The organism is Ilumatobacter sp. (assembly GCF_041688325.1).
GTDB lineage: Bacteria > Actinomycetota > Acidimicrobiia > Acidimicrobiales > Ilumatobacteraceae > Ilumatobacter_A.
Genome location: NZ_JBDNIJ010000358.1, coordinates 1 through 1,447 on the forward strand (window position 1 = coordinate 1; position 1,447 = coordinate 1,447).

1 protein-coding gene is annotated in these 1,447 nt (G+C 61.0%); it reads left to right on the forward strand.

All coding sequences use genetic code 11. The features are described 5' to 3' along the window. The first annotated feature begins 42 nt into the window (after positions 1-42). Positions 43-1,257, forward strand: a complete 1,215-nt coding sequence (locus ACH2EI_RS18615) for an IS4 family transposase (RefSeq protein ID WP_395161103.1) — start codon at positions 43-45, stop codon at positions 1,255-1,257. Positions 1,258-1,447 lie beyond the last annotated feature (190 nt).

Sequence of the window (1,447 nt, forward strand, 5' to 3'; positions counted from 1 at the left end):
CAATACCGTTCAGTTAGTACTGCGGAGGTGTAGTTTGGGTGGATGCCTCGTGCTGGTTGGGTAAAGCCGGAGTCGCCTCGGCGGTTGTCGGATCTGGTGTCGGTCGGGTTGATGACGCATGTGTTCCCGCCTGGCGTTGTTGATGAAGTGATCGCCGAGTGTGGTCGCACCGAGCAGCGTCATCGGTCGTTGCCGGCTCGGACAATGGCGTATTTCGCGATCGGGATGGCGTTGCATTCGGAAGGCTCTTATGAAGACGTGATGGGCTTGATGACCGACGGTTTGGCTTGGTCGGAGCCTGACGTGGAGTCGGTTCGGTTGCCGTCGAAGTCAGCCATCTTCCAGGCGCGCTCACGGTTGGGGTTCGAGCCGGTGAAAGCGTTGTTCGATCGAGTCGCTCGGCCGTTGGCGACTGAGGATTCGTCGGAGTCGTTCTTGGCTGGTCGTCGGCTTGTGGCGATTGATGGGACGATGCTCGATGTTGCTGACAGCACCGCGAACGACGAATTTTTTGGTCGGCCGGGAACGGCCAAGGGTGAGCGCTCCGCGTTTCCTCAGGTCCGGGTGGTGGCGTTGGCCGAGTGCGGGACGCATGCGATCTTCGACGCCGAACTTGGGGCCTATGCCGAGTCCGAGATGGCGTTGTCGAAGGTCCTCGTTGATCGACTTGAGGCGGGCATGATTTTGCTGGCCGATCGCGGGTTCTGCAGTTTTGACCTGTGGCAGCAGGCATCCGCGACTGGGGCGGATCTGTTGTGGCGGGCCAAGACCAACACCAAACCGCGGCGGATAGAGACCCTCGACGACGGATCGTGGCTCGCGGAGCTACGCCGTAGAAACACCAAGTTGAACACTGAACACGTCGTGATTCGTGTCGTGGATTACGACGTCGACGACGGCCGCAACGTTGAGGCTGGACCGTTCCGATTGTTCACCACACTGCTCGACCCTGACGAGGTTTCGGCGACCGAGTTGGCTGCCGCGTACGCGCAACGTTGGGAGATCGAGTCTGCGTTCGACGAGTTGAAAACCCATCAGCGCGGCGCGCGCACGGTGCTGCGATCCAAGTCGCCTGACCTTGTGAAGCAGGAGATCTGGGGCCACCTGTGTTGCCACTACGCGATCCGGACTTTGATGTTCGCCGCTGCGCACGAAGCCGCTGTCGATCCTGACCGGGTCTCTTTCGTCGCCGCTTTGCGGATCAGTCGCCGCTCGCTGTCACCAGCGCGCGGCTTTCCCCCCTCTGGACTCGAATGATCACGGCTGGGCTCACGCCCTCATCCTGTTGTGTCGCCGGCTCAACCCGATCCGCCGCCGACGATCAAACCCGCGACTGATCAAACGCAAGTACTCCAAGTGGCATGTAAAACGAGCACGACACGCCGACTGGCCACAACCCACCGGACCACCCATCACCACCATCCGATCGCCTAACTGAACGGCATTG